General features: G+C 69.6%; 12 protein-coding genes and 2 pseudogenes. 8 read left to right on the forward strand and 6 right to left on the reverse strand.

Going from position 1 to position 22,061, the window contains the following annotated elements:
- Window positions 1–63: 63 nt before the first annotated feature.
- Entirely contained in the window at window positions 64–573 is a 510-nt protein-coding gene (locus tag ACGFZQ_RS29490; protein WP_393842898.1) for a pyridoxamine 5'-phosphate oxidase family protein, read from the reverse strand.
- 145 nt (window positions 574–718) lie between these two features.
- Between ACGFZQ_RS29490 and ACGFZQ_RS29495 the strand changes: the two genes are divergently transcribed.
- Entirely contained in the window at window positions 719–3,772 is a 3,054-nt protein-coding gene (locus ACGFZQ_RS29495) for a bifunctional [glutamine synthetase] adenylyltransferase/[glutamine synthetase]-adenylyl-L-tyrosine phosphorylase (protein ID WP_393842899.1), read from the forward strand.
- A 140-nt stretch (window positions 3,773–3,912) separates the two neighbouring features.
- On the opposite strand, the gene ACGFZQ_RS29500 is transcribed toward ACGFZQ_RS29495, so the two are convergent.
- Entirely contained in the window at window positions 3,913–4,734 is an 822-nt protein-coding gene (locus ACGFZQ_RS29500; RefSeq protein ID WP_393842900.1) for a phosphatase PAP2 family protein, read from the reverse strand.
- An 82-nt stretch (window positions 4,735–4,816) separates the two neighbouring features.
- On the reverse strand, window positions 4,817–5,839 hold the full coding sequence (locus tag ACGFZQ_RS29505) for a LacI family DNA-binding transcriptional regulator (protein ID WP_393842901.1): 1,023 nt from the start codon (window positions 5,837–5,839) through the stop codon (window positions 4,817–4,819).
- 394 nt (window positions 5,840–6,233) lie between these two features.
- Here ACGFZQ_RS29505 and ACGFZQ_RS29510 point away from each other — a divergent pair, with 394 nt between their 5' ends.
- The 5 genes from ACGFZQ_RS29510 (at window position 6,234) to ACGFZQ_RS29530 (ending at window position 12,992) form a co-directional block, all read left to right on the forward strand.
- Window positions 6,234–7,508 (forward strand): extracellular solute-binding protein, encoded by a 1,275-nt coding sequence (locus tag ACGFZQ_RS29510; protein ID WP_393842902.1) that lies wholly within the window; start codon window positions 6,234–6,236, stop codon window positions 7,506–7,508.
- Between the two features lie 103 nt (window positions 7,509–7,611).
- Window positions 7,612–8,616 (forward strand): sugar ABC transporter permease, encoded by a 1,005-nt coding sequence (locus ACGFZQ_RS29515; protein ID WP_351732053.1) that lies wholly within the window; start codon window positions 7,612–7,614, stop codon window positions 8,614–8,616.
- A gap of 13 nt (window positions 8,617–8,629) precedes the next feature.
- Window positions 8,630–9,541: a sugar ABC transporter permease gene (locus ACGFZQ_RS29520; RefSeq protein ID WP_393842903.1), complete on the forward strand. Its 912-nt coding sequence runs from the start codon at window positions 8,630–8,632 to the stop codon at window positions 9,539–9,541.
- 210 nt (window positions 9,542–9,751) lie between these two features.
- Entirely contained in the window at window positions 9,752–11,467 is a 1,716-nt protein-coding gene (locus ACGFZQ_RS29525) for a glycoside hydrolase family 13 protein (RefSeq protein ID WP_393842904.1), read from the forward strand.
- A 151-nt stretch (window positions 11,468–11,618) separates the two neighbouring features.
- A complete protein-coding gene (locus ACGFZQ_RS29530) occupies window positions 11,619–12,992 on the forward strand; it encodes an alpha-amylase family protein (protein ID WP_393842905.1) in 1,374 nt (457 codons plus the stop codon).
- On the opposite strand, the pseudogene ACGFZQ_RS29535 reads toward ACGFZQ_RS29530, so the two are convergent.
- Window positions 12,968–13,120, reverse strand: a pseudogene (locus ACGFZQ_RS29535) (transcriptional regulator); the annotation flags it as partial. The gene ACGFZQ_RS29530 and the pseudogene ACGFZQ_RS29535 overlap by 25 nt on opposite strands.
- Window positions 13,121–13,122: 2 nt before the next feature.
- Here ACGFZQ_RS29535 and ACGFZQ_RS29540 point away from each other — a divergent pair.
- Window positions 13,123–13,458 (forward strand): annotated as a pseudogene (locus ACGFZQ_RS29540) (SDR family NAD(P)-dependent oxidoreductase); the annotation flags it as partial.
- 152 nt (window positions 13,459–13,610) lie between these two features.
- Here ACGFZQ_RS29540 and ACGFZQ_RS29545 read toward each other — a convergent pair.
- Window positions 13,611–14,216: a DUF4232 domain-containing protein gene (locus tag ACGFZQ_RS29545; RefSeq protein WP_393842906.1), complete on the reverse strand. Its 606-nt coding sequence runs from the start codon at window positions 14,214–14,216 to the stop codon at window positions 13,611–13,613.
- Between the two features lie 135 nt (window positions 14,217–14,351).
- On the reverse strand, window positions 14,352–16,424 hold the full coding sequence (locus ACGFZQ_RS29550) for a carbohydrate-binding module family 20 domain-containing protein (protein WP_393842907.1): 2,073 nt from the start codon (window positions 16,422–16,424) through the stop codon (window positions 14,352–14,354).
- Between the two features lie 209 nt (window positions 16,425–16,633).
- On the opposite strand from ACGFZQ_RS29550, the gene pulA reads away from it, so the two are divergent.
- Window positions 16,634–22,000, forward strand: a complete 5,367-nt coding sequence (gene pulA, locus ACGFZQ_RS29555; RefSeq protein ID WP_393842908.1) for a pullulanase-type alpha-1,6-glucosidase — start codon at window positions 16,634–16,636, stop codon at window positions 21,998–22,000.
- Window positions 22,001–22,061: the final 61 nt, after the last annotated feature.

Here is a 22,061-nt window from a genome sequence, read left to right on the forward strand (position 1 = left end):
TCCCCTGTCCCACCGCGCCCGGCCAGACGGATGAAGAGCCGGTGAACTGCTCCCGCAGGACGCCTAGTCGGGCCACGTCCACTTCGTCTGGCCGAACGGCTCGCCCTTGCCGAAGCCGAGGACCTTGCGGGGCCGCACCGCGAAGACCAGGGCCGGCCCGGGCGCGTGGTGGAAGCAGCCGTCGGCCACCTCGTAGTGCCAGACGGGGCCGTACTTCGCCGCCCAGGCCGCCGCCAGCTCGCGCAGCCGGCCGTCGTCGGTGACCCGTACCGCCTCGCCCTCGACGGTCAGGTCGTACCCCTTGTCCCAGCCGTTGGTGCCGGTGGTCAGGACGACGTGCGGGTTCCCGGTGAGGTTGCGCTCCTTGCGTTCGCCGGGGCCGGTGCAGAAGTGCAGGGCGCCGTCGTGCCACACCGCGAGCAGCGGGGTGACATGCGGCCGCCCGTCCGGCCGAACCGTGGAGAGCCAGAACAGCTCGGCGCCGGTGAGCAGCTTCTCCGCCTCGGACCAGTCGTGGGCCCGGGTGCCGGGGCTGCTGTAGCGGGCGTCCAGCACACCCTCGGGTTCGCGCATGATGCCTCCTTCGGTTACCTGCCGGTGCGGACCCGGTACAGACCACGATCCCGCCGGAAACTCATCGGCGCTCGTGGCAGGGTCTGCGGTTAGGCTCTGGCGTGGACGACCTTGATCCGGTTCTCGATCCCTGGGGAGGCCGCGGATGACGCCGGGGCGCAGGAGCAGTACCTTCACGCGACTGCTGCGGCACGGCTTCACCGATGCCTCGGCCGCCGAGCGGCTGCTGGACAGCCCCGAGCTGGCGGCCGTACGCGACGACCCGGTCCTCCTGGAGGCACTGGGTGCCACCGCCGACCCGGATCTCGCCCTGCACGGCCTGGTACGGCTGCTGGAGGCCCAGCCCGGCCCCACCGCCCACCGGGAGCTGCTCGACACCCTGATAGCGGCCAAGCCGCTGAGGGACCGCCTCCTCGGCGTCCTCGGCGCCTCCGCGGCCCTCGCCGACCATCTGGCCCGGCATCCCCGGGACTGGGAGGCCCTGGTCACCTACGAGCCCCGGGACCTGCACCCCGGGGTGGCGGAGTTCGAGCGCGGCCTGGCCGAGGCCGGCGACCCGGTCGGCCTCCGGGTCGCCTACCGGCGCTGCCTGCTGTCCATCGCCGCCCGGGACGTCTGCGGCACCACCGACGTCGCCGAGACCGCCGCCGAGCTCGCCGACCTCGCCACCGCCACCCTGCGCGCCGCCCTCGCCCTGGCCGAGCGCGCCGCGCCCGAGGACGCCGCCGCCTGCCGGCTCGCGGTGATCGCCATGGGCAAGTGCGGCGGCCACGAGCTGAACTACGTCTCCGACGTCGACGTCATCTTCGTCGGCGAGGCCGCCGCCGGCGCCGACGAGGCCAAGGCCCTGCGCTCCGCCACCAAGCTCGCCTCGCACATGATGCGGATCTGCTCGGAGACCACGGTGGAGGGCTCGATCTGGCCGGTCGACGCCAACCTCCGGCCCGAGGGCAGGAACGGCCCGCTGGTGCGCACCCTCAGCAGCCACCTCGCCTACTACCAGCGCTGGGCCAAGACCTGGGAGTTCCAGGCCCTGCTCAAGGCCCGCCCGGTCGCCGGCGACCGCGAACTGGGGCAGGAGTACATCGACGCCCTCGAACCGCTGGTCTGGAAGGCCGCCGAGCGCGAGAACTTCGTCGCCGACGTGCAGCAGATGCGCCGCCGGGTGGTGGAGAACATCCCCGTCGCCGAGGTCGACCGCGAGCTGAAGCTCGGCCCCGGCGGCCTGCGCGATGTCGAGTTCGCCGTCCAGCTCCTCCAGCTGGTGCACGGACGGGCCGACGCCACCATCCGCTCCGGCACCACCCTCGTCGCCCTCCAGGCCCTCGCCGCCGGCGGCTACGTCGGCCGCGCCGACGCCACCCAGCTCGACGACGCCTACCGCTTCCTGCGCTCCATGGAGCACCGCATCCAGCTCTACCGGCTGCGCCGCACCCACCTGGTCCCCGAGGACCAGGCCGACCTGCGCCGCCTCGGCCGCTCGCTGGGCCTGCGGACCGACCCGGAGACCGAGCTGATCCGCGAGTGGAAGCGGCACACGGGTGTCGTACGACGCCTGCACGAGAAGCTCTTCTACCGCCCGCTGCTCGACGCGGTCGCCCAACTCGGCCCCGCCGAGGCCAGGCTGAGCCCGAAGGCGGCCCGGGAACGCCTGGAGGCGCTCGGCTACGCCGACCCGGCCGCCGCCCTGCGCCATCTGGAGGCCCTCGCCTCGGGCGTCACCCGCAAGGCCGCGATCCAGCGCACCCTGCTGCCCGTCCTGCTGGGCTGGTTCGCCGACTCCGCCGACCCGGACGCGGGCCTGCTGAACTTCCGCAAGGTCTCCGACGCCCTCGGCAAGACCCCCTGGTACCTGCGGCTGTTGCGGGACGAGGGCGCCGCCGCCGAGAACCTCGCCCGGGTGCTGTCGGCCGGCCGGCTCGCCCCCGACCTGCTGATGCGCGCCCCCGAGGCGGTCGCCCTGCTCGGCGACGGCGACGGTGTCCGCGAGGGCGGCAGCCCCGGCGGTGGGCTGGAACCCCGCGAACACGCCCAGCTGGAAAGGGAGATCCTCGCCGCCGTCGGCCGCGCCGACAACGCCGAGGACGGCGTTCGGGCCGCGCGCGGTGTCCGCCGCCGCGAGCTGTTCCGTACGGCCGCCGCCGACATCGTCGACTCCTACGGCACCGAGACCAATCCCGCCCTGGCCGACCAGGGCGCCCTGGTGGACCGGGTCGGCGGCGCGGTCTCCGACCTCACGGCGGCGACCCTGGCCGGCACCCTGCGGGCGGTGGTCCGGTGGGGGTCCCCCCGCTCGAGCGAAGCCGAGAGTGGGGGAGGCTGGGGCGACACCCTGCCGACCCGGTTCGCGATCATCGCCATGGGCCGGTTCGGCGGGCACGAGCTGGGCTACGGCTCCGACGCGGACGTGCTGTTCGTGCACGAGCCGCGGGACGGAGTGGCCGAGCGGGAGGCCGCCGACGCGGCGAACAAGGTCGTCTCCGAGATGCGGCGGCTGCTCCAGATCCCGAGCGCCGACCCGCCCTTGCTGATCGACGCCGACCTGCGGCCCGAGGGCAAGTCCGGGCCGCTGGTGCGCACGCTCAAGTCCTACGAGGCGTACTACCGCCGGTGGTCCCTGGTGTGGGAGTCGCAGGCCCTGCTGCGGGCCGAACCGGTGGCCGGTGACGAGGAGCTGGGGCGCAGCTTCATCGACCTGATCGATCCGCTGCGGTATCCGGCCGAGGGCCTCGGCGAGGACGCGGTACGCGAGATCCGGCGGCTGAAGGCCCGTATGGAGTCCGAGCGGCTGCCGCGCGGGGCCGACCCCAAGCTGCACACCAAGCTCGGGCCGGGCGGGCTGTCCGACGTCGAGTGGACCGTGCAGCTGCTCCAGTTGCGGCACGGCTGGGCCGAGCCGGGGCTGCGGACCACCCGGACCCGCGAGGCGCTGGCCGCGGCGTGCGCGGCGGGGCTGCTGGGGGCCGAGGAGGCCTCGATACTGGACGAGGCGTGGGTACTGGCCACGCGGGTGCGGAACGCGGTGATGCTGGTGCGGGGGCGGGCCGGCGACACGTTTCCTCCGGAGAGCCGGGAGCTGGCCGCGGTGGGCCGGTACCTGGGGTACGGGGACGGGCATGTGGGGGACATGCTGGACGCGTACCGGCGGACCGCGCGGCGGGCTCGGGTGGTGGTGGAGGAGCTTTTCTACGGGGCGTAGGAGGGGGCGAAGATCAGGACCGTCCCGGCGAAGCCCACGAAGAGGTCGGTCGGGCGGGTGCCGGACAGGACGCGGGGTGCGGCCCACCGCCGCCGGACCGGCCGTCCCCCCGGCCGCGTCGGCCCGAGCCGCCCGCCGGGCTACGCCCGTCTCGGCAAGGTGTGCGGCAGCGTGCCGTACCACAGGCCTGCCAGGGTGAGGCCGAAGGTCAGGCAGAGCATGCCGCCCGCGGCGTCGAGCCAGAAGTGGTTGGCCGTGGCGACGATGACCAGCAGGGTCGCCGTCGGGTAGAGGAGGCCCAGGATGCGCGCCCAGGGTGCCGATGCCAGGGCGAAGATCGTCAGGCCGCACCACAGGGACCAGCCGATGTGCATGGACGGCATCGCGGCGTACTGGTTGGACATGTGCTTGAGGTCGCCGGAGGCCATCGAACCCCAGGTGTGGTGGAGCATCACCGTGTCGATGAAGCCGCCGCCGTTCATCAGCCGCGGCGGGGCGAGCGGGAACAGGTAGTAGCCGAGCAGGGCCACGCCCGTCGTGGCGAAGAGGGCGAGGCGGGCCGCCGCGTAGCGGCCGGGATGGCTGCGGTAGAGCCACACCAGCACACCCAGCGTCACCACGAAGTGCAGTGTCGCGTAGTAGTAGTTCATTCCGACGATCAGCCAAGTCGCCGAGTTCACGGCGTGGTTGACCGAGTCCTCGACGGCGATCCCCAGATGGTGCTCGGCCCGCCAGATCCAGTCCGCGTTGCGCAGCGCCTGCGCCCTCTGCTCCGGGACCGCGTTGCGGATGAGCGAGTAGCTCCAGTAACTCACCGCGATCAGCAGGATCTCGAACCAGAGCCGGGGCCGGCGCGGCGTGCGCAGCCGGCGCAGGAACCCCTGTTCTCCCTCGCCCGTGACGGTCCGCGGAAGGGTCTGTTGTGCCCGCCCTTCCGGCTCTGTCACGGTCGAGTCACTCATAGGAACAGAGTCTGCCAGAAAAGACATCCTCGACAGATCATCCCAAGGTTGGGTTCAGCGTGCATGTTCTACGGCGGGACGACTACTTCCCTGGTACCGCTGCCGTAGAACCGCGTACCACCAGTTCCGGCATGAAGACGAACTCGCTGTGCGGAGCCGGCGTCCCCCCGATCTCCTCCAGCAGGGTGCGCACCGCGGCCTGCCCCATCGCCGGGACCGGCTTGCGGATCGTGGTGAGCGGCGGGTCGGTGAAGGCGATCAGCGGGGAGTCGTCGAAACCGACCACCGAGATGTCCTTGGGGACGTCGAGACCCCGCTGCCGGGCCGCCCGTATCGCGCCGAGGGCCATCATGTCGCTGGCGCAGACGATCGCCGTGCAGTTGCGGTCGATCAGTGCGGTGGTCGCCGCCTGACCGCCCTCCAGGGTGTAGAGGGAGTGCTGGACCAGCTCGGTCTCGATCGTCCCGGCCGGCAGCCCCAGCTGGTCCTGCATGGCCCGGACGAAGCCCTCGATCTTGCGCTGCACGGGGACGAAGCGTTTCGGGCCGAGGGCGAGGCCGATCCTCGTGTGCCCCAGGGACGCCAGATGCGTCACCGCCAGCGCCATCGCCGCCCGGTCGTCGGGGGAGATGAACGGCGCCTGCACCTTGGGCGAGAAGCCGTCCACGAGGACGTACGGCACGCCCTGCGCCCGTAGCCGCTCATAGCGCTGCATGTCGGCGGTCGTGTCCGCGTGCAGGCCGGAGACGTAGATGATGCCCGCGACCCCGCGGTCCACCAGCATCTCGGTCAGCTCGTCCTCCGTGGACCCGCCGGGGGTCTGGGTGGCGAGCACGGGGGTGTAGCCCTGCCGGGTCAGCGCCTGCCCGATGACCTGGGCCAGAGCCGGGAATATCGGGTTCTCCAGCTCGGGGGTGATCAGCCCCACCAGGCCCTCGCTGCGCTGCCGCAGCCGTACCGGACGCTCGTAGCCGAGCACGTCCAGGGCGGCGAGCACGGACTGGCGGGTGGTGGCGGCGACGCCCGGCTTGCCGTTGAGCACCCGGCTGACGGTCGCCTCGCTCACCCCCGCCTGCGCTGCGATGTCGGCAAGCCGTGTGGTCACGGCACTGGACTGTACCGGCCGTATGTCCCCTTGCACACCGATCGGGCGCCTGATGCGGCCTGGGGGGCGGCCCGGTGCGGGCTGCTGCGTCATCGCACTCCCTCGTGAAACGTGATGGCAAGAGCTTGCAGAGTCTTGCACAAGTGGCCGTCGTAGCGCTCTACCGCCGTAAACAAGCAGCAAGCAAGCGTCTCACGGTGGTCGCCGACAGGTCACGCCCGGATAACTTCGGAGATCTCTTGCACTTTTTTGCTGCAAGGTCTTTCGTCGCGCTTACATCGCTGTTACGTTCCCTGACGCCCGGCCGCCGCAACGGCGCTGTCGGCACGACGGCGAGGACGGCGGACGGGGCCGCCCTCGCATCACTCGGGCTTTTCACCCTCAAGGAGAACTCATGCGGCGTGGCATAGCGGCCTCCGCGCTGGTGGCGTCCCTCGCCCTCACGGCGACGGCGTGCGGCGGGAGCGACAGCGACAGCAAGTCGGACGGCCCGGTCACCATCACCTGGTGGGACACCTCCAACGCCACCAATGAGGCACCGACGTACAAGGCCTTGGTCAAGGAGTTCGAAGCCGCGAACAAGGACATCAAGGTCAACTACGTCGACGTCCAGTTCGACCAGGCGCAGAACAAGTTCGACACGGCCGCCCAGTCCGGCAAGGGCGCCCCCGACGTGCTGCGCTCCGAGGTCGGCTGGACCCCGGCCTTCGCCAAGGCCGGCTACTTCCTGCCGCTGGACGGCACCAGCGCGCTCGCGGACAAGGACAAGTTCCAGTCCAGCCTGATCACCCAGGCCCAGTACGAGGGCAAGACCTACGGCGTCCCGCTGGTCACCGACACCCTCGCGCTCGTCTACAACAAGGCCCTGCTGAAGAAGGCCGGCATCGCCGAGGCCCCCAAGACCTGGGCCGAGGTGAAGACCGACGCCGCCAAGATCCAGGACAAGGCCAAGGTCACCGGCTACTGGGGCCCCGAGGCCGCCTACTACACGCAGCCCTTCCTCTACGGCGAGGGCACCGACATGGTCGACGCCGCCGCCAAGAAGATCACCATCACCTCGGCGGCGGCCGAGAAGGGCTACCAGACCTGGCTGGACCTCTACTCCGGCAAGGGCCTGCAGAAGGCGGACACCACCGCCGACGCCTACGCCCACCGCCAGGACGCCTTCGTCAACGGCAAGGTCGCCATGACCATCGAGGGCCCCTGGGAGATCACCAACTTCTACAAGGGCTCCGCGTTCAGCGACAAGTCCAACCTCGGCATCACCACCGTCCCGGCCGGCTCCACCGGCAAGGCGGGCGCCCCGACCGGCGGCCACAACCTCTCCATCTACGCCGGCATCGACAAGGCCCACCAGGAAGCCGCCGAGAAGTTCGTCGCCTTCATGACCTCCGCCAAGTCCCAGACGGAGATCGCCCTGAAGAACTCCACCCTGCCGACCCGCTCCGACGCCTACACCGCCGAGGTCAAGGCCGACCCGGGCATCGCCGGCTACCAGGCCGTCCTCTCCTCCGCGCAGCCGCGTCCGGCGCTCGCCGAGTACTCCTCACTGTGGGGTCCGGTCGGCACCGAGCTGACCAAGATCGCCGGCGGCAAGGAGTCCCTCGGTAAGGGCCTGGGCACCGCCGAACTCGGGATCGAGAAGCTCGTCCCCGACTTCAGCAAGTAAGCCCCGGGTGGCCGTCGGATCCCCCTGACACATGGGGGGAGGGATCCGGCGGCCACCGGCCTGTGCCCAGCCCGATCCCGGAAAACCCAGAAGGTGTCGAACCATGACAGTCGCCATCGACCGTGCGACCGGCAAGCGCCACGGAGACCGCGCGCCCCGCCCCGGGCTGGGCCGCCGGCTCCGCACCAACTACCAGAAATACTGGTACGCCTACGCGATGATCGCCCCCGTGGCCGTCGTGCTCGGGGCGCTCGTCATCTACCCGCTGGTGTACGGCTTCTACCTGACGCTGACGGACGCCAACAGCCTCAACACCGCCCGCACCATCGGCGTCAACCACATCGACGCCACCTACAAGTTCATCGGCCTGGACAACTACAAGGACATCCTGTTCGGCCCGACGTCCTACGACCGCTTCTGGTCGCACTTCGTCTGGACGATCGTCTGGACCGCGCTCTGCGTCACCCTGCACTACACCATCGGCCTGGGCCTGGCCCTGCTGCTCAACGAGAAGTTCCGCGGCCGCACCTTCTACCGCATGGTCCTGGTGCTGCCCTGGGCGGTGCCGACCTTCGTCACCGTGTTCGGCTGGCGGTTCATGCTCGCCGACGGCGGCATCATCAACGCGACGCTGCACTTCCTCCATCTGCCGCAACCCGACTGGCTGGAGGACACCTTCTGGCAGCGGGCCGCCGCCATCCTCGTCAACACCTGGTGCGGTGTGCCGTTCATGATGCTCTCGCTGCTCGGCGGCCTCCAGGCCATCGACGGCACGCTCTACGAGGCCGCCGAGATGGACGGCGCCACCGCCTGGCAGCGCTTCCGGTACGTCACCCTGCCGGGGCTGCGGTCGGTCAGCTCCACGGTCGTCCTCCTCGGCATCATCTGGACGTTCAACCAGTTCGCCGTCATCTTCCTGCTCTTCGGCAACACCGCCCCGGACGCGCAGATCCTGGTCACCTGGGCGTACTTCCTCGGCTTCGGACAGCAGCCACGTGACTTCGCCCAGTCCGCCGCCTACGGCATGCTGCTGCTGGCCGTCCTGATCGTCTTCACCTCCTTCTACCGCCGCTGGCTCAACCGCAACGATCAGCAGCTCGCGATCTGAGGCAGGAGTTTTCATGAGTACGACCACTGTCGAGACCTCCGCCCAGGTCGCCGAGGAGGCCCCTGTGACCAGCAGTCCGCGCCGTGTCCGCCGCCGGGACGAGCGCGGCCCGCTCGGCACCGCCGTCACCCACGGCATCCTGGGCGTCGCGAGCCTGATCGCGTTCTTCCCGGTGGCCTGGCTGATCTTCCTCTCCCTCGGCCCGGACAAGGACGACTACCTCCATCCGAGCGGCATCTGGCACAAGATGACGCTGGACAACTACTCCTTCGTCCTCCAGCACACCGGCTTCTGGGACTGGTTCAAGACGACGATGATCGTCGTCGGCGGCACCACGGTCATCGGGCTGATCCTCGCCTCGACCACCGGCTACGCCGTCTCCCGGATGCGCTTCCCTGGCTACCGGAAGTTCATGTGGCTGCTGCTGGTCACCCAGATGTTCCCGATCGCCGTGCTGATCGTGCCGATGTACCAGATCCTGTCGAACCTCGGCCTCATCGACAGCTACCTCGGCCTGATCCTGGTCTACTGCACCACGGTCGTCCCCTACACGGCCTGGCTGCTCAAGGGCTACTTCGACACGATCCCCTTCGAGATCGACGAGGCCGGCCGGGTCGACGGGCTCTCGCCCTTCGGCACCTTCGTGCGGCTGATCCTGCCCCTCGCGAAGCCGGGCCTCGCGGTCGCCGCGTTCTACAACTTCCTCACCGCCTTCGGGGAGGTCGCCTTCGCCTCCACGTTCATGCTCAGCGACGACAAGTACACGTTCGCGGTGGGGCTGCAGAGCTTCATCAGCGAGCACGACGCGCAGCGCAACCTGATGACCGCGACGGCGGTGCTGATCGCGATACCGGTGGCCGTGTTCTTCTACCTGGTGCAGAAGAACCTGGTGACCGGGCTCACCGCGGGCGGTACCAAGGGGTGACCGGCGGTTGCCGAGAAGCCGCCTCGGCCGTCGTTCGTCTGCGGCGCCGTTGTGGCTGGTCGCGCAGTTCCCCGCGCCCCTTTCGGGCGCGGGGTGGCGGCCGCGGTCACCATCCGACCCCGCTGTGACCGCGGCCGCCTCGTCACCCCGCCCGTCTCCATATCCGCATCCACCTCTGACCCGATGACTCCGTTACATATCAAGGACGCCATGAGCCAGCAGCAATCCGCCGCACCGGCCACCGCCACGACCACCGTCGCCCGTCGCCGCGACTGGTGGCGGGACGCGGTGATCTACCAGGTCTATCCGCGCAGCTTCGCCGACAGCAACGGCGACGGGATGGGGGACCTGGAGGGCGTACGTTCCAGACTCCCGTACCTGCGTGACCTCGGTGTCGACGCCGTGTGGCTCAGCCCGTTCTACGCCTCCCCGCAGGCCGACGCCGGCTACGACGTCGCCGACTACCGGGCCGTGGACGCGATGTTCGGCAACCTGCTCGACGCGGACGCGCTGATCCGGGACGCCCATGAACTGAGCCTCAGGATCATCGTCGATCTGGTCCCGAACCACTCCTCCGACCAGCACGAGTGGTTCAAGCGGGCGCTGGCGGAGGGCCCCGGCTCGCCGTCGCGGGACCGCTACCACTTCCGGCCGGGCAAGGGCGAGAACGGCGAACTCCCGCCCAACGACTGGGAGTCCATCTTCGGCGGCCCGGCCTGGACGAGGGTGGCGGACGGGGAGTGGTACCTGCATCTCTTCGCCCCCGAGCAGCCCGACTTCAACTGGGAACACCCCGCCGTCGGCGACGAGTTCCGCTCCATCCTGCGCTTCTGGCTGGACATGGGCGTGGACGGCTTCCGTATCGACGTGGCGCACGGTCTGGTCAAGGCGGCGGGTCTCCCGGACCTCGGCGGCGGCGACCAGCTGAAGCTGCTGGGCAACGATGTCATGCCGTTCTTCGACCAGGACGGTGTGCACGAGATCTACCGCCAGTGGCGGCACGTCCTCGACGAGTACGCCGAAAATGAGTGGGGGCCCGAAGGGCCTTCCGCAGAAGGGCGGTGGTGGGCGACGGGCGGGCGCATCTTCGTCGCGGAGGCCTGGACGCCGACCGTGGAGCGCACCGCCAACTACGTCCGCCCGGACGAGCTGCACCAGGCCTTCAACTTCCAGTACCTGAGCACCGACTGGGACGCGAAGGAACTGCGCACCGTCATCGACCGCACCCTGGAGGCCATGCGCCCGGTCGGCGCCCCCGCCACCTGGGTCCTCTCCAACCACGACGTCACCCGGCACGCCACCCGCTTCGCCAACCCGCCCGGCCTCGGCACCCAGATCCGCACGGCCGGAGACCGGGCGCTGGGCCTGCGCAGGGCGCGGGCGGCCACCCTCCTCATGCTCGCGCTGCCCGGATCGGCGTACATCTACCAGGGCGAGGAGCTAGGGCTTCCGGACGTCGTCGATCTGCCCGACGAGGTCCGGCAGGACCCCGCGTACTTCCGTGGTGCCGGGCAGGACGGCTTCCGGGACGGCTGCCGGGTACCGATCCCGTGGACGCGGGAGGGCTCGTCGTACGGCTTCGGCGGCGGGGGCAGCTGGCTGCCGCAGCCCGCGAGCTGGGGCGAGCTGAGCATCGAGGCACAGACCGGGGTGGCCGGTTCCACCCTGGAGCTGTACCGCACCGCGCTGCGCGTCCGTCGTACACAGTCCGATCTGGGCGCGGGCGAGGCGGTGGAGTGGCTGCGTGCCCCGGAGGGCGTACTCGCCTTCCGGCGCGGGGAGTTCGTGTGCGTCGCGAACACCAGCGGGGAGTCGGTGACCACTCCGGCGTACGGTCAGGTGCTCCTGACCAGCGGTGAGGTGACCGAGGCGGGCGGCGAGGCGAAGCTGCCGGCCGACACCACCGTGTGGTGGACGACCGCCTGACGGACCGTCACTCGGTAACTTCTTGCGGCAATTTCTGAGGGCCCGCTACCCATCCGGGGAGCGGGCCCTTAACATCTGCGCAACCGCAAGGTTTCAGCAACCTTTCAGCAAGAGCCTTCAACGGCGCCTTCAAAGACGAAGGAACCCCCACATGGCACCCAAGACCCTCTCCGCCGCACTGGCGCTCGCCGCCTGCAGCATTGTCATGACCCCGTCCGTCGCGTCGGCCTCCCCGCCCGGCACCAAGGACGTCACCGCCGTCCTCTTCGAGTGGAAGTACGCCTCGGTCGCCAAGGAGTGCACCGCCACTCTGGGCCCCGCCGGCTACGGATACGTCCAGGTCTCCCCGCCCGCCGAGCACATACAGGGCTCGCAGTGGTGGACGTCGTACCAGCCCGTGTCGTACAAGATCGCGGGCCGGCTCGGCGACCGTACGGCCTTCCAGAACATGGTGAACACCTGTCACGCGGCCGGCGTGAAGGTGGTCGTCGACACGGTGATCAACCACATGTCGGCGGGCAGCGGCACCGGCACCGGCGGCTCGTCGTACACGAAGTACGACTACCCCGGCCTGTACTCCTCCTACGACTTCGACGACTGCACCTCCCTCGTCTCGAACTACGCCGACCGCTGGAACGTCCAGCACTGCGAACTCGTCGGCCTCGCCGACCTGGACACCGGCGAGGAGTACGTCCGCAAGACCATCGCCGGCTACATGAACGACCTGCTGAGCCTGGGCGTCGACGGCTTCCGCATCGACGCGGCCAAGCACATCCCGGCCGAGGACCTGGCCAACATCAAGACCCGGCTCACCAACCCGTCGGTCTACTGGAAGCAGGAGGTCATCTACGGCAGCGGGGAGGCCGTCCAGCCGACCGAGTACACCGGCAACGGGGACGTCCAGGAGTTCCGCTACGCCTACGACCTCAAGCGCGTCTTCAACAACGAGAACCTCGCCTACCTGAAGAACTACGGCGAGGGCTGGGGGTACATGAGCAGCTCGGTCGCCGGCGTCTTCGTCGACAACCACGACACCGAGCGCAACGGCTCCACGCTCAACTACAAGGACGGCGCCAACTACACCCTGGCCAACGTCTTCATGCTCGCCTACCCCTACGGCGCCCCGGACATCAACTCCGGCTACGAGTGGACCGACGCCGACGCGGGGCCGCCCAACGACGGTACCGTCAACGCCTGCTGGCAGGACGGCTGGAAGTGCCAGCACGCCTGGCCGGAGATCATCCGCATGGTCGCCTTCCGCAACGCGGTACGCGGCGAGTCGGTGACGAACTGGTGGGACGACGGAGCCGACGCGATCGCCTTCGGGCGGGGCGCCAAGGGCTACGTCGCCATCAACCACGAATCGGGCTCGCTGACCCGGACCTACCAGACCTCCCTGCCGGCGGGGACGTACTGCAACGTGCAGGCGAACACCTCGGTGACGGTGAACGCGAGCGGTCAGCTCACCGCCACCCTGGCCTCGAACACCGCCCTCGCGGTCTACGCCGGGAAGTCGACCTGCTGAGGATCCATCCGCTGGGTACCGATCACCGACAGCAGCCGCAGCGCCTCCTCGGACCGTGAGCCCGGAGTCGCGGTGTAGATCACGACCTGCTGGTCCCGGTCGGTGAGGTCGAGGGCGTCGCAGTTGATACAACTCGTCCGTCGGCAGCCTGGGCGCCAACCCCGTCCTGCCGGTCTACGGCGCCCTGAAACGCGCCGTCAACAGCCTCACCGAGTCCGCCGCCGTCACCTACGGCCCCGAGGGCATCCGCGTCAACGCGATCGCCCCCGGCGGCACGCTCACCGAGATGGTCCGCGCCTGGGAGGAGGCCACCCCCGGCGTCATCGACCGCATGAGGTCCACGACCCCGCTGGGCCGCACGGCCGCCCCCGACGAGATCGCCGAGCCCGCCGCCTGGCTGCTCAGCGACCGCGCCTCCTGTGTGACGGGCGCGGTCCTGCGAGTGGACGGCGGGGCGCGGGCCTAAGCGGGCCCGGCGAAGTCCGCAGCGGTTCGGCAGCGCCCCGAAGGGGCGCGGGACTGTATCGATATGCGGCTTCGCCGCGTGGGCGCGACCAGCCACGACGGCGCCGCAGTCGGCAGCCGGCACATCGCGGCACTTCCGGCGCAGCGCTCAGGTCACGGAGTGACGTTGATGTGCCTGGCCAGCGCGGTGACCGAGAGGTCGGCGTGGTCGACCCACTGGGGAAACGCCAGCGTCTTGTGCTTGGTCGAGGCGGGCGGCGTGATCTCCAGGTAGGAGGCGTGCACCGCACCCGAGGTGCCGGTGTTGGCGTGGGTCCAGGCGACGACGGCCTCGGCGCTCTGGCCGTCCTTGAGGACCAGGGTCTTCTTGCCGGGGTCCTTGGCGTACCAGGTGCTGCCCCAGTGCGTGTGGGTCGTGACCGCCTTGTGCGCGGAGTTCTCCAGGCCCAGGCCGGGGTAGCCGCGCAAGGCGCAGGTCTTGCCGCTGAGGTTGCGCAGCCGGATGACGACACCCTGGTGGTTCATGCCGCCGGCGAGCTGCTGGCCGAAGGTTGCCTTGAGCGCGGCGGCGGAGCAGGTGGGCGCGGCCTTGGCGGCGGCCGGGGTCGCCGCATTGGCGGTACCCGCCCAGACGAGGCCCAGACCGGCGAGGGCGGCCGCGCCTCCGGCAAGCTTGGCGCGGCTGATCCCGCGGCGGGCCCGGTGCCTGCCCGCGAACCCGGCGGTGTCGGTGCTGTAGGTGTTCAGGTCTTCGTTCACGGCGACGACGCTCCACTCGTGTCGTGAGGCACGGGGCGTGGTCTGCGCCCCGTGCCGTCCTCTGGTGCCTTACACGAGGTTCGATGCACGACACCGCGGATTTGTTCGCGCCGTGCCGCGGGAAACTTTCCGGGCCTACTTCCAGCTGTCACTCGTCGTGTAGCCGGAGGAGCTGCCCGTGGTGTAGGAGCGGTTCGTGCCCGACTCCCACGTCACGTTCCCGGAGCTGTCCTTTTTGATGAATTTATAGGTAAATGTCGTGCTCTTCGGGACGATCACCAGCTTGCTCCATGTCGGGTACGACTCCGACGACAGCGGGATCGCGTCGCTCGTGTTCCAGGAGCCGAGGGACGCGATCGAGCCGACGACGTAGACGTTGGTGCCCCAGTCGGTGGTGGCGTACTCGTTGAAGGTGACGTCGGTGGCCGAGTCGCTCGCCACGTTCCAGGAGTTGTTCAGCGAGATCGCCGAAGTCGTCGTGGCCGCCGCTCTGTTGGCGTTCGACTCCCAGGTGACGTTCCCGGAGCTGTCCTTCTTCACGTATTTGTAAGTGAAGGACGTGTTGATCGGCACGTTCACCGCGCCCGACCAGATCGGGTAGCCGGAGGACGACAGCCGGACCGCCTTCGAGGTGTCCCAGCCGCCCAGGGCGGAGATGGAGCCGACGACGTAGACATCGGTGCCGCTCGTCGTCGGGGCGTACTCGTTGAACGTCGCGCTCACCGTCGACGTCGAGCCACCGCCACCTGTGTCGTCGCAGCCGACCGTGCACGTGTAGTCGGCGTTGTAGAAGGCGACCGCGTCCTTCGCGGGGATGGTGATCGACGCGTTCCCGCCGGAGACCGTCACCGTGCTCGCGCCGCCGTCGACGACGTTCGCGTACGTGCCGTCCGCCATGCCGGTCGCGAAGGTGTAGGTGGCCGCGCCGGAGCCGTTGTTGACGGCGAAGAAGCCGGCGCCGCTGCGGCCGAAGCCGATGACGGAGGACGACTTGGTCGACCAGTCGGAGACGGCCGCGCTGCCGGCCGCGTTGTGCCAGGCCACCATGCCGACGACCGCCGTGTCCCGGTCCAGGCAGTTCCAGCCGTTGGAGCAGTCGGTGTCGGTGACGAACCCGGCCGAGTTCGGCGGCGCCTGGTCGCTCTGCGTCCACTGCCAGCTGGAGTAGATGGTCGGCGTCGACCACTTGTAGGCGAGCTCGAAGAGGTTGGCGAGCTTGTAGCTGTCGCCGTCCTTGTAGCTCATGTGCAGGCCGTTGCGCTCGGTGTCGTGGTTGGTCACGAAGGACACCGAGTTGGCGGCGGGCAGGATGCCGCTGCTCTCCAGGGAGGACAGGTCGCTGACGTTGCCCTGGAACGCCGACTTCATCCTGCTCGCGTAGGTGAAGTCGAGGACGTCACCCGAGCCGTAGTAGTCGCTGGGCTGCGGGGTCGAGCCCGGGTACACCTCGTCGAAGACGTACGGCGCCGCACCGGACGTCGTGGTGTTCAGCCTGGCGACGATGGCCGCCATGTCGGTGGCCGGGATGTGCTTGGCCGAGTCCACCCGGAAGCCGTCGACGCCCAGGGCGATCTGCTTGTTGAGGAAGGCGGCGAGACCCGAACGGACGTTGTCCGCACTGGTCTTGAGGTCCGGCAGGCCGAGGAGTTCGCAGTTCTGGACCTGGGTGAGGTTGGAGTAGTCCTGGATGGTCAGGTCGGAGGTGGGGCAGTCGGCGGAGGTGTGGTAGTCGCCGGGGTCCCATTCGGGGGTGTCGTACTTGCTGGTGAGCGTGGTGCCGTCGTAGCCGGTGCCGGTCTGCGCGGCGGTGTGGTTGATCACCGCGTCCGTGTAGACCTTCACGCCCGCCGCGTGACAGGCGGAGACCATCGACGCGAACTGGGCCGCCGTACCGAAACGGCTGTTCAGGGTGTACGAGTACGGCTGGTAGACGTCCCACCAGTAGTAGCTGGACTGCTTGAGGGACTCGGAGGGCGGGGCGACCTGGACCGCGCCGTAGCCGGCCGGGCCGAGGACGTTGGTGCATTCGGACGCGATCGAGTTCCAGTTCCACTCCCACAGGTTGGCGATCACATCGCCCTTGGCGGTGGTGTCCGCCTGTGCGGGCGAGGCCGGGAGGGCGATCACGCCGGCCAGCGCGAGGGCGCCCGCGGCCAGTGCGCCCGCTGTGCGGCGGAGGACACCCGGGGGTCGGTGTCTGGTGGTCATGTGCGGCTCCGAAAGGCTCGGAAAGGCTCGGAAAGGATTGGGGCAGGCTTCAACAACCCGTGAGAGTGCGGCAGTTGGGATACCGCGTCAATACACCTCGTGAAAGTTCTTGCTGTGAATTGCAAGCCTCTTGCTGTAAGCCTTTCGGCGGCGGTACGGTCGCGCGGGGTCGGACCCAAGAGAGCCGCAATCGCTAGGAGTTCACACCGGTGATACATGTCAGACGGGTCGCGGCCGTCGCCGTCGCCGCCCTCGCCGCCGCGCTCGTGCAGCCCCTCGCCGCACACGCCGCCGCCCCGCCCGCACCGCCCTCCGACGCGAAGCTCGCCGCCGAGCCCGCCCGGCACGACGACACCCGCGAGCAGTTCTACTTCGTCATGCCGGACCGTTTCGCCAACGGCGACACCGGCAACGACCAGGGCGGCCTCACCGGCTCCCGCCTCTCCACCGGGTACGACCCCACCGACAAGGGCTTCTACCAGGGCGGTGACCTCAAGGGCCTGACCAAGCGGCTCGACTACATCAAGGGGCTCGGCACCACCGCCCTCTGGATGGCCCCCATCTTCAAGAACAAGCCGGTGCAGGGCACGGGCAGCAACGCCTCGGCCGGCTACCACGGTTACTGGATCACCGACTTCACCCAGGTCGACCCGCACTTCGGGACCAACAAGGACCTGGAGACCCTGATCTCCAAGGCGCACGCCAAGGGGATGAAGGTCTTCTTCGACGTCATCACCAACCACACCGCCGACGTCGTCGACTACGAGGAGAAGTCGTACGACTACCTCTCCAAGGGCGCCTTTCCCTACCTGACCAAGGACGGGCAGCCCTTCGACGACGCCGACTACGCGGCCGGCGGCAAGAGGTTTCCGGCCGTCTCCGCCGCCTCCTTCCCGCGCACGCCGACCGTGGCCGACGACAGCAAGGTGCCGTCCTGGCTCAACGACCCGACGATGTACCACAACCGGGGCGACTCGACCTTCGCCGGCGAGTCCGCCACCTACGGCGACTTCTCCGGCCTCGACGACCTGTGGACCGAGCGTCCCGAGGTCGTCAGCGGGATGGAGAAGATCTACCAGCGGTGGGTGCGGGACTACGACATCGACGGCTTCCGGATCGACACCGTGAAGAACGTCGACATGGGGTTCTGGACCCAGTGGGCGACCGCGCTCGACACGTACGCGGCCCGGCACGGCCGTGAGAACTTCTTCATGTTCGGCGAGACCTACTCCGCCGACACCTCGGTCACCTCCCCGTACGTCACCCAGGGGCGGCTGGACGCGACCCTCGACTTCCCCTTCCAGGACGCGGCCCGCGCCTACGCCTCCCAGGGCGGCAGCGCGCAGAAGCTCGCCTCGGTCTTCGGCGACGACTACAAGTACACGACCGACAAGGCCAACGCCTACGAGCAGGTCACCTTCCTCGGCAACCACGACATGGGGCGGATCGGGTACTTCCTGGAGCAGGACAACCCGAAGGCCACGGACGCCCAGCTGCTGGCCAAGGACCGGCTCGCCAACGAGCTGATGTTCCTCAGCCGCGGCAACCCGGTCGTCTACTACGGCGACGAGCAGGGCTTCACCGGCTCCGGCGGGGACAAGGACGCCCGGCAGACGATGTTCGCGTCGAAGGTCGCCGACTATCTCGACGACGACGAGATCGGCACCGAGCGCACGCATGCGAGCGACGCCTATGACACCAGTGCACCGCTCTACCGGCAGATCAGTGCTCTCTCCAAGCTGCGCGCGGCCAACCCGGCCCTCGCCGACGGCGTGCAGACCGAGCGCTACGCGGCCGACGGCGCCGGCGTCTACGCGTTCACCCGGACGGACGCCAAGACCGGCCAGGAGTACGTCGTCGCCCTCAACAACGCCGAGGCGCCGAAGACCGCGTCCTTCACCACCGGCTCCGCCGACATGCGCTACCGCGCGCTCTACGGCACGGACGGGGCGCTGACCTCCGACGGCGCGGACCGGCTGACCGTCACCGTCCCGGCCGGATCCGCCGTCGTCTACAAGGCCACCGGCCCCCTCGACAAGCCCGCCACCAGCCCGGAGATCACCCTCGCCGCCCCGGCCGCCGGCGCCACCGGCACCGTCGACCTCACCGCGGACGTCACCGGTGGTCAGCTCGACCGGGTCGTCTTCGCCGCCCAGGTCGGCAACGGCGGGTGGACCACCCTCGGCTCCGGGGACCACGCCCCCTACAAGGTCACCCAGACCCTCGCCGAGGACCTCCCGGCCGGCACCGCGCTGCGCTACAAGGCGGTCGTCGTCGACTCGGCGGGCCACCGGGCCTCCGCCACGGCCGAGAGCAGCTCCGGCACCCCGCCCGTCCCCGAGACCCCCACCGCCTCCTCCCGCGACTACGCGATCGTCCACTACAAGCGCACCGACGGCGACTACGCCGACTGGGGCCTGTACGCCTGGGGTGACATCGCCGACGGCGAGGCGACCACCTGGCCCGCCGGGCACCCGTTCGTCGGCCGCGACTCGTACGGCGCCTTCGCCTACGTCAAGCTGAAGTCCGGCGCCTCGAACGTGGGCTTCCTCGTCGTCGACAAGGACGGCGACAAGGACGTCTCCGTCGACCGCTCCATCGACGTCACCAGGACGGGCGAGGTCTGGATCGAGCAGGGGAAGGCGGACGTGATGACCGAACGGCCCGCCTACCCGGCCCAGGACACCACCAAGGCGGTCATCCACTACCACCGTGCCGACGGGAACTACGACGGTTGGGGCCTGCACGTCTGGACGGGCGCCGCGAACCCCACCGACTGGTCGAGCCCCCTGAAGCCGGTGGCGACCGACGCCTACGGCGCGGTCTTCGAGGTACCGCTCACCGAGGGCGCCACCAGCCTCAGCTACATCATCCACAACGGTGACGAGAAGGACCTCTCCGCCGACCAGTCCCTGGACCTCACCTCCAGCGGCCACGAGGTGTGGCTGTTGAACGGCCAGGAGAAGTACCTGCTCCCGCAGCCCGCCGGCAGTGCGGCCGCCCTCGACCTGACCACCTCCGCGGCGGTCTGGATCGACCGGTCCACGGTCGCCTGGGACGGCGCCGACGGTGCCGCCTCCACCCAGCTCCTCTACTCCCACGACGGTTCGATCGCCGTCGCGGACGGGACGCTGACGAGCGACGACGAGCGGTGGCTGCGGCTGACGAAGACCACCCTCACCGACGCCCAGAAGGCCAGGTTCCCGTATCTGAAGGACTACACGGCCTGGTCGGTCGACCCGCGCGACCGCGACCGGGTGCGCGAGGCGCTCGACGGACAGCTCGTCGCCTCCCAACGGGCGGCGAACGGGGCGGTGCTGGCCGCGACCGGCGTACAGATCGCCGGGGTGCTCGACGACGTGTACGCCAAGGCGACGACGGCGAGTCTCGGTCCGGTCTTCCACCGCGGAAAGCCGACCCTCTCCGTCTGGGCGCCGACCGCGCAGAGCGTGGGCCTCGAACTCGACGGCTCCACCGTGGCCATGAAACGGAACCCCGCCACCGGCGTCTGGTCCGTCACCGGCCCCAAGTCCTGGAAGAACAAGCCCTACCGGTATGTCGTGAAGGTCTGGGCGCCCAGCGTCCGGAAGCTGGTGACCAACAAGGTCACCGACCCCTACTCGGTCGCTCTCACCGCCGACTCCGAGCGCAGTCTCGTCGTCGACCTGGCCGACAGGTCCCTCACCCCGGGCGGCTGGTCGACCTACACCAAGCCCAAGGCCGTGCCGCTGAAGGACGCCCAGATCCAGGAGCTGCACGTCCGGGACTACTCGGTGGCGGACTCCACGGTCCCGGCCACCGACCGGGGCACGTACCTGGCCTTCACCGACAAGGGCAGCGACGGCTCGAAGCACCTGCGCGCGCTCGCGAAGTCCGGGACGTCGTACGTCCATCTCCTCCCGGCCTTCGACTTCGCCACCGTGCCCGAGAAGAAGGCGGACCAGGCGAGCCCCGACTGCGACCTGGCCTCCTACCCGGCCGACTCCGACCAGCAGCAGGAGTGCGTCGCCGCGACCGCCGCCAAGGACGCCTACAACTGGGGGTACGACCCCTACCACTTCACGGTCCCCGAGGGGTCGTACGCCACCGACCCGGACGGCACCGCCCGCACGGTCCAGTTCCGGCAGATGGTCAAGTCGCTGAACGAGGACGGCCTGCGGGTCGTCATGGACGTCGTCTACAACCACACCGCGGCGAGCGGGCAGGCGGACACCTCCGTCCTCGACAGGATCGTGCCCGGCTACTACCAGCGGCTGCTCGCCGACGGCTCGGTCGCGAACAGCACCTGCTGCGCCAACACCGCGCCCGAGAACGCCATGATGGGCAAGCTGGTGGTCGACTCGATCGTCACCTGGGCCAAGGAGTACAAGGTCGACGGCTTCCGCTTCGACCTGATGGGCCACCACCCGAAGGCCAACATCCTGGCGGTCAGGAAGGCCCTGGACGCGCTGACCCTGAAGAAGGACGGCGTCGACGGCAAGAAGATCATCCTGTACGGCGAGGGCTGGAATTTCGGCGAGGTCGCCGACGACGCCCGGTTCGTCCAGGCCACCCAGGCCAACATGGCCGGCACCGGCATCGCCACCTTCTCCGACCGCGCCCGGGACGCCGTACGCGGCGGCAGCCCCTTCGACGCGGACCCCGGCGTCCAGGGCTTCGCGACCGGGCTCTACACCGACCCCAACGCGTCGACGGCCAACGGCACTCCGGCCGAGCAGAAGGCCCGGCTGCTGCACTACCAGGACCTGATCAAGATCGGCCTGAGCGGCAACCTGGCCAGGTACCGGTTCACCGACACCGACGGCAAGGAGGTCACCGGCGCCGAGGTCGACTACAACGGCTCGCCCGCCGGCTACGCGGACGCGCCCGGCGACGCCCTCGCCTACGTCGACGCGCACGACAACGAGTCGCTGTTCGACGCGCTGACGTACAAGCTGCCGGCCACCACCAGCGCCTCCGACCGGGCCAGGATGCAGGTCCTCGCGATGGCCACGGCCGCCCTGTCGCAGGGTCCGTCGCTCTCCCAGGCGGGTACGGATCTCCTCCGCTCCAAGTCCCTGGACCGCAACTCCTTCGACAGCGGAGACTGGTTCAACGCCATCCACTGGAACTGCTCCGACGGCAACGGCTTCGGGCGCGGGCTGCCCATGGCCGCCGACAACGCGTCCAAGTGGCCGTACGCCAAGCCGTTGCTGGGTTCGGTGCGCGTCGGCTGCGCGGAGATCGACGGGGCCTCGGCCGCCTACCGTGATCTACTGAGAATCCGTACGACCGACAGCGTGTTCTCGCTGGACACGGCTGGACAGGTGCAGTCGAAGCTCTCGTTCCCGCTGTCCGGGAAGGACGAGACGCCCGGCGTGATCACCATGGAACTCGGAGACCTGGTCGTCGTGTTCAACGCGACGCCGGAGCGGCAGGAGCAGCGGGTGGGCGCGCTGGCCGGCACCGGTTACCGGCTGCATCCGGTGCAGGCGGCCGGCGCGGATTCCGTCGTCAAGTCCGCATCGTACGACCGGGAAGCGGGTACGTTCATCGTTCCGGGACGCACCGTGGCGGTGTTCTCCCGGACCGCATGACATCCGCACTACTTTGGTGGGGCAGGCCCAGAACCGGGTGCTGCCCCACCGGCGTTGTCCA

It is taken from the genome of Streptomyces sp. NPDC048254, assembly GCF_043201895.1.
Taxonomy (GTDB): Bacteria; Actinomycetota; Actinomycetes; order Streptomycetales; family Streptomycetaceae; genus Streptomyces.

Coding starts and splice junctions, on each gene's coding strand:
- ACGFZQ_RS29550 (WP_393842907.1), bottom strand. CDS start 16,424: ATGACCACCAGACACCGACCCCCGGGTGTCCTCCGCCGCACAGCGGGC.
- ACGFZQ_RS29495 (WP_393842899.1), top strand. CDS start 719: ATGACGCCGGGGCGCAGGAGCAGTACCTTCACGCGACTGCTGCGGCAC.
- ACGFZQ_RS29515 (WP_351732053.1), top strand. CDS start 7,612: ATGACAGTCGCCATCGACCGTGCGACCGGCAAGCGCCACGGAGACCGC.
- ACGFZQ_RS29530 (WP_393842905.1), top strand. CDS start 11,619: ATGGCACCCAAGACCCTCTCCGCCGCACTGGCGCTCGCCGCCTGCAGC.
- ACGFZQ_RS29500 (WP_393842900.1), bottom strand. CDS start 4,734: ATGAGTGACTCGACCGTGACAGAGCCGGAAGGGCGGGCACAACAGACC.
- ACGFZQ_RS29510 (WP_393842902.1), top strand. CDS start 6,234: ATGCGGCGTGGCATAGCGGCCTCCGCGCTGGTGGCGTCCCTCGCCCTC.
- ACGFZQ_RS29520 (WP_393842903.1), top strand. CDS start 8,630: ATGAGTACGACCACTGTCGAGACCTCCGCCCAGGTCGCCGAGGAGGCC.
- ACGFZQ_RS29490 (WP_393842898.1), bottom strand. CDS start 573: ATGCGCGAACCCGAGGGTGTGCTGGACGCCCGCTACAGCAGCCCCGGC.
- ACGFZQ_RS29525 (WP_393842904.1), top strand. CDS start 9,752: ATGAGCCAGCAGCAATCCGCCGCACCGGCCACCGCCACGACCACCGTC.